General features: G+C 72.2%; 4 protein-coding genes. 2 read left to right on the top strand and 2 right to left on the bottom strand.

Annotation, left to right across the window (positions count from 1 at the left end; all coding sequences use genetic code 11):
• Positions 1–34: 34 nt before the first annotated feature.
• Together prfB and DEJ23_RS02720 are read right to left on the bottom strand one after the other, a co-directional pair.
• The gene (gene prfB, locus DEJ23_RS02715; protein WP_111238681.1) at positions 35–1,144 is read right to left on the bottom strand and encodes a peptide chain release factor 2; all 1,110 of its coding nucleotides are present in this window, start codon (positions 1,142–1,144) and stop codon (positions 35–37) included.
• Positions 1,145–1,237: 93 nt separating this feature from the next.
• Positions 1,238–2,401, bottom strand: a complete 1,164-nt coding sequence (locus DEJ23_RS02720) for a cysteine desulfurase family protein (protein WP_111238682.1) — start codon at positions 2,399–2,401, stop codon at positions 1,238–1,240.
• 60 nt (positions 2,402–2,461) lie between these two features.
• Here DEJ23_RS02720 and DEJ23_RS02725 point away from each other — a divergent pair, with 60 nt between their 5' ends.
• A complete protein-coding gene (locus tag DEJ23_RS02725) occupies positions 2,462–4,510 on the top strand; it encodes a glycogen-debranching protein (RefSeq protein ID WP_111238683.1) in 2,049 nt (682 codons plus the stop codon).
• A gap of 180 nt (positions 4,511–4,690) precedes the next feature.
• Entirely contained in the window at positions 4,691–6,691 is a 2,001-nt protein-coding gene (locus DEJ23_RS02730; protein WP_258375218.1) for an alpha-1,4-glucan--maltose-1-phosphate maltosyltransferase, read from the top strand.
• Positions 6,692–6,819 lie beyond the last annotated feature (128 nt).

Here is a 6,819-nt window from a genome sequence, read left to right on the forward strand (position 1 = left end):
CGAGGCGCGCGGCTCAGCTCACCCGTGAGGTCGTTCAGGAATCGTCGCCCTGCTTGCGCCAGCGGATGCCGGCGTTGATGAAGCCGTCGAGGTCGCCGTCGAACACCGCCGACGGGTTGTTGACCTCGTGCTCGCTCCGCAGGTCCTTGACCATCTGGTACGGCGCGAGGACGTACGAGCGGATCTGGTCGCCCCAGCTCGCCGTGATGTTGCCGGCGAGCTCCTTCTTCTTGGCGTTCTCCTCCTCCTTCTTCAGGAGCAGCAGGCGCGACTGCAGCACGCGCATGGCGGCGGCGCGGTTCTGGATCTGCGACTTCTCGTTCTGCATCGAGACGACGGTGCCGGTCGGCAGGTGGGTCAGGCGGACGGCGGAGTCGGTCGTGTTGACGGACTGCCCACCGGGGCCGGACGACCGGAAGACGTCGACCCGGATGTCGTTCTCGGGGATGTCGATCGCCTCGGTCTCCGGCATGAGCGGGATGACCTCGACCGCGGCGAAGGACGTCTGGCGCTTGCCGGCGGCCCCGAACGGCGACATCCGGACCAGGCGGTGCGTTCCGGCCTCGACCGAGAGCGTCCCGAAGGCGTACGGCGCGTCCACCTCGAACGTCGCCGACTTGATGCCGGCCTCCTCCGCGTAGGAGGTGTCCATGACGGTGGTCCCGAACCCGTGCTGTTCGGCGTACCGCAGGTACATCCGGAGGAGCATCTCGGCGAAGTCGGCGGCGTCGACACCGCCGGCGCCGGCGCGGATCGTGATCACGGCCGGACGGTCGTCGTACTCGCCGTCGAGGAGCGTCTGCACCTCGAGGTCGCCCATGGTCTTCTGGATCGCCTTGAGCTCGTCCTGTGCCTCGGCAGCGGAGTCCTCGTCGTCGGCCTCGTTCGCCATCTCGACCAGGACCTCGAGGTCGTCGATGCGCTGTTCGGTGTCGGTGATCTTCCGCAACTCGGCCTGCTTGTGGGACAGCGCGCTCGTCACCTGCTGGGCGTGCTCGACGTCGTCCCACAGGTCCTGGGCACCCGCCTGCTCGCTCAGTTCGGCGATCTCGCGCTGCAGCCGGTCGACGTCGACGACCGAGCGGATGTTGCCGAAGGTCTCGCGGAGGGCGGACAGCTGCTCGGTGAAGTCAAGTTCGACCATGGTCACCGATCCTAGCGGCGCACGTCGCGCCGGGCCGACCGACGGACGCCAGGCGCATCGCGGGTCCGCCCCGCGGGCCACCGAGCCGTCGGGTCACCGCCCGAACGACGGGGCCCTGGACGCCATGCCCGCCCGGCTCGCCCGCGCGACCGCCTCCGGCAGGGCTGCGAGGAAGGCGTCGACGTCCCCTGCCGTCGAGGTGTGCCCGAGCGTGACCCGGAGCGCACCCCGGGCTTCCTCCTCGGACAGGCCCATCGCCAGGAGGACGTGCGAGGCCTCGGGCACGCCGGCCTGGCACGCGGACCCCGTCGACACGGCGACCCCGGCCGCGTCGAGCAGGAACAGCAGCGAGTCCCCCTCGCACCCGGGGAACGTGAAGTGGGCGTTGCCGGGCAGCCGGTCGACCGGGTCCCCCATGAGTACGGCGGACGGCACGGCCTCGAGGACACCCGCGACCAACCGGTCGCGCAGGGCCGAGGCGTCGTGCGGTCCGGCGGACGCGGCGACCCCGAAGGCGGCGGCGGCCGGGGCGTCCTGGGTGCCGCTGCGCACCTGGCGCTGCTGGCCGCCCCCGTGGATGAGCGGTTCGACGGTCGCGCGGCGACCGAGGACCAGGGCACCGATGCCCATAGGGCCGCCGATCTTGTGCGCGGAGACGCTCAGCGCGTCGAGGCCGGAGGCCGCGAACGAGACCGGGACCTGGCCGTACGCGGCGACGGCGTCGCTGTGGACGGGCACGCCGGCGGCGTGCGCGATTTCGACGATCCGGGCGACCGGCTGCAGGGTGCCGACCTCGTTGTTCGCCCACAGGAACGTGACCAGGGCGACGTCCGAGGCGTCCGCGAGCCGTGCCTCCAGTCCGGCGAGGTCCACGCGGCCCTGCGCGTCCAACGGGACCACGTCGACGACGGCGCCCTCGTGGCGCTCGAGCCACTCGACCGTGTCGACGGTCGCGTGGTGCTCCCCGGCGGGCACGACGATCCGCGGCCGCGGACGGTCCTGCTGCCGTGCCCAGTACAGGCCCTTGACCGCGAGGTTGATGCTCTCGGTGCCGCCGGAGGTGAAGACGACCTCGACGGGCTCGGCGTCGAGGGAGCGTGCCACGGCGGCCCGCCCGTCCTCGAGCAGCATCTTCGCGCGCTGTCCCGCGCTGTGGATCGACGACGGGTTGCCCACCGTGGCGAGCGCCTCGGTGAAGGCGGCGAGCGCCTCGGGCAGGATCGGCGTCGTCGCGGCGTGGTCGAGGTAGACCGGCATGACTGCGCCCCTTCCGTGTGCGTTCCCAGGATACCCGCGGCCCCTCGTACCCTGGTCGTCATGCACCGCACCGCGATCGACGAGACCCCCGGCTTCCGCCTCGGCGACGGCGCACCCCGGTTCTCGGTGCGCTCGGCCACCGCGACCGCGGTGACCCTGGTGGTCGTCGGCGCCGGCGACGCGACGACCGAGCACGTCCTGGAGCAGGTCCCGGGCACGGACCGGTGGACGGCGGACACCCCGGGCGTGCGCCCCGGCGACCGGTACCACCTGCTCGTCGACGGTCCCGACGGGCCGCGGCACGACTTCGACCCCGCACGTCCGCTGCTCGACCCGTACGCGCGCGGTCTCGTGCCGACCGGCGCAGCGGCCGACGGGCGACGCTGGACCGGCGTCGTGGTGGACGAGTCCTTCGACTGGGGCGGCGTCGGCAAGCCGGCGGTCCCCCGTGACCGCGTCGTCGTCTACGAGGCCAACGTCCGCACGCTGACCGCCGCGAACCAGGACGTCCCCGAGCACCTGCGCGGCACGTACGCCGGCGTCGCGCACCCGAGCACCATCGCGCACCTGCACCGGATCGGTGTGACCACGGTCGAGCTGCTGCCCGTCCAGGCCTTCGACACCGAGTCCTGGCTCCGGGGTGCCGGACGTGAGAACGCCTGGGGCTACAACACCCTCGGGTTCTTCGCGCCGCACAGCGCGTACGCGTCGCCGGACGCCCGTGCCGCCGGCGCCTCCGGGGTCCTCCGCGAGTTCAAGGGCATGGTGCGGCTCCTGCACGAGGCGGGCATCCAGGTGCTGCTCGACGTCGTGTACAACCACACCGCTGAAGAGGGCACCGGCGGACCGACCACGTCGCTGCGCGGGATCGACGGGGCGAACCGGTACCGCTGGACCGAGGACGGTTCGTCGTACTACGACACCACCGGCTGCGGGAACACGCTCGACACCTCGGTCGAGGCCACCGCCGACCTGGTCGTGGACAGCCTGCGGTACTGGGCACGCGAGGTGCAGGTCGACGGCTTCCGGTTCGACCTGATGGCGGCGCTCGCCCGCGACGAGCGGCACGTGTTCGACCCCGCACATCCGCTGCTCGAACGGATCCGGCGGCACCCGGACCTGCAGGACGTGCTCGTCGTCGCCGAACCGTGGGACGTCGGGCCGGACGGGTGGCGCACCGGCGCGTTCGGGCCCGGCACGAGCGAGTGGAACGACGGCTTCCGCGACACCGTCCGGCAGTTCTGGCTGACCGACATCGCCGAGGAACGCCGGAACGGTACGCCGCACGCGGGCATCGGGCGGCTCGCGGAGGCCCTCACCGGGTCGCGCGGCACCTTCGGGCAGGAGCGCGGGCCGCTGGCGAGCATCAACTTCGTCACCGCGCACGACGGCTTCACCCTCCTCGACCTGGTGTCGCACGACCGGAAGCACAACGCGGCGAACGGCGAGGACGGCCGCGACGGCTCCGACGGCAACCGCTCGTTCAACCACGGCGTCGAGGGCGACACGGCCGACCGCGGGGTCCGTGCCGCCCGGGGGCGCTCGATGCGGAACCTGGTCGGCACACTCATGCTCTCGGCGGGCGTCCCGATGCTCACCGCCGGCGACGAGCGGAGCCGGACGCAGCACGGGAACAACAACGCCTACGTGGTGTCGGAGGACCTCACCCCGGTCGACTGGACGGAGGACGAGGACGCCGAGGCCATGACCGAGACCGTCGCGGCGCTCGCCCGGCTCCGGGCGGCGCACCCGGCGCTCCGTCCGACACGGTTCGGGGTCGAGGACCAGGAGACCCCCGGAGCGTCGCGCATGTCCTGGTACGGCCCGGACGGGCAGCCGATGACGGCCGAGGGCTGGGACCAGCCCGTCCACCGGGTCGTGCAGTACTTCGTCGAGTCGACCCCCGAGCACGAACCGTTCGACCGGGTGCTCGTCGTCGTGCACGGCAGCGGGCGCACGCGGGACCTGACCCTGCCGGTGCGCCAGGACCTGCTCGGGTACCGGTTGGCGTGGTCGAGCGAGAAGCACCGCGACCACGAGCGGCTCCGCCCGGCCGGCCAGGTCTTCACGGCGTACGGCCCGGGCATCCACGTGTTCGAGATCGCGTAGGCGCGGACGGGAGGCGGACGGGAGGCGCGTCGCGGCTCCTCCACGGCCCTCCCGTCCGCCCGCAGCCGCGGGCCCGCACCGCAGCTCGTCACTCCTGCACAACCCGCGTGACGCGCCCGGCCGTGCACACGGAACGCGTTCCGGGGAACGCCGACGCGCCATCCGGGTAGCGTCGGCTCCGTGGCCACCGCAGACCGACCCCGCCGACCGAAGATCGGACGCGTCCCGATCACCCGACTCTCCCCGACGACCCCGAACGGGTTCCCGGGCAAGGCGTTCGACGGTGAGGTGATCACGTTCGGCGCGACCGTCTTCCGCGAGGGTCACGGGATCATCGGCGCCGACCTCGTCCTCGAACGACCCGACGGCGGGACCCGCACGGTGCCGATGCTGCTCGTCGCCGCCGGGACCGACCGCTACGAGGCGACCGTGCAGGTCGACCACGTCGGGGTGTGGACCTGGCACGTCGAGTCCTTCTCCGACGACTGGGCGACCTGGCTGCACGCCGCACGCCTGAAGATCGCCGCCGGCGTGGACACCGAGGCGACGCTCCTCGACGGCGCCGTGCTGCTCGACCGTCTCGCCGCCGAGACGGACTCGACGGCCGCCGTCCGTGCCGCCGAGCAGCTGCGCGACACCGACCTCGAGCCGACCGAGCGCCTCGCCGCCGTCGACGACGCCCGCATCACCGGCGAGGTCGAGGACTCCCCGCTCACCTCGCTCCGCACGCACTCCCCCACGCAGTTGCTCGACGTCGAGCGACAGCGTGCCGGCGTCGGCGCCTGGTACGAGTTCTTCCCGCGGAGCGAGGGCGCGAAGAAGAACCCGGACGGCTCGTGGAAGAGCGGTGACTTCCGCACCGCCGCACGCCGGCTGCCGGCCGTTGCGCGCATGGGCTTCGACGTCATCTACCTGCCGCCGATCCACCCGATCGGGACGACCGCCCGCAAGGGGCCGAACAACACCCTGACGCCCGGACCGCACGACCCGGGCAGCCCGTGGGCGATCGGTGCTCCCGAGGGTGGCCACGACGCCATCCACCCCGACCTCGGGACGGAGGACGACTTCCGCGACTTCGTCGAGACGGCGAAGAACACCGGGATGGAGGTCGCCCTCGACTTCGCGCTCCAGTGCTCCCCCGACCACCCGTGGGTCGAGCAGCACCCGGAGTGGTTCACGGTCCGGGCCGACGGCTCGATCGCGACCGCCGAGAACCCGCCGAAGCGGTACCAGGACATCTACCCGATCCAGTTCGACACCGACCCCGAGGGGATCGTCGCCGAGGTGCTCCGGGTGCTGCGGCACTGGATCGACCTCGGCATCCGCATCTTCCGCGTCGACAACCCGCACACCAAGCCGCTGTGGTTCTGGGAGCGCGTCATCCGCGAGGTCCGCGACGAGCACCCGGACACCGTGTTCCTGGCCGAGGCGTTCACGCGCCCGGCCATGATGCGCGCCCTGGCCGAGGCCGGGTTCCAGCAGTCCTACACGTACTTCACGTGGCGGAACACGAAGGAGGAGATCGAGGACTACTTCTCCGAACTCAGCCACGAGACGAGCGCGTACCTGCGTCCGAACCTGTTCGTGAACACGCCGGACATCCTCACCGAGTACCTGCAGTTCGGCGGCCGCGCCGGCTACAAGGTGCGGGCCGCACTGGCGGCGACCGGTGCGCCGACGTGGGGCATGTACGCCGGTTACGAGCTCTTCGAGGACGTCGCCCGCCCGGGCTCCGAGGAGAACATCGACAACGAGAAGTACGAGTACAAGCCGCGTGACTTCGCCCTCGCCGAGGCCGAGGGCGCGAGCCTCGCCCCGTACGTGACGATGCTCAACCGTTTCCGGCAGGCGCACCCCGCGCTCCGGCAGCTGCGGAACCTGCACGTGCACAGTGCCGAGGACCCGGCGATCACCGTGTACTCGAAGCACCTCCCGGGGGCCTTCACCCGCTCCGGCCGCGACGACACCGTGATCGTCGTCGCGAACGTCGACCCCCACTCCGTCCGCGAGACGACCGTGCACCTCGACCTCGCCGCCCTCGGCCTGCCGACCGAGCAACCCTTCGACGTCCGCGACGTCGTCACCGGGCAGCGCTGGGTCTGGGGCTCGTCGAACTACGTCCGCCTGGACGCCTTCCAGGAACCCGTGCACCTGCTCGTCGTGGAGGGACCCCACCGATGACCGACCGCGACCCGAAGGGGACCCCGCCGATGGGATCCAACCGCCCCACCCCCGCCACCCCGGACCGAGGCCAGGGACCGAGCGTGCCCGGGGTGGCGCCGGCCCACAGGCCGTCGCCCTCGTGCGTG

It is taken from the genome of Curtobacterium sp. MCSS17_008 (assembly GCF_003234185.1).
Classification (GTDB): domain Bacteria; phylum Actinomycetota; class Actinomycetes; order Actinomycetales; family Microbacteriaceae; genus Curtobacterium.

What these genes read in the sequence shown, in the direction of transcription:
- DEJ23_RS02725 (WP_111238683.1), top strand. Translation starts at nt 2,462, where the DNA reads ATGCACCGCACCGCGATCGACGAGACCCCCGGCTTCCGCCTCGGCGAC.
- DEJ23_RS02720 (WP_111238682.1), bottom strand. Translation starts at nt 2,401, where the DNA reads ATGCCGGTCTACCTCGACCACGCCGCGACGACGCCGATCCTGCCCGAG.
- prfB (WP_111238681.1), bottom strand. Translation starts at nt 1,144, where the DNA reads ATGGTCGAACTTGACTTCACCGAGCAGCTGTCCGCCCTCCGCGAGACC.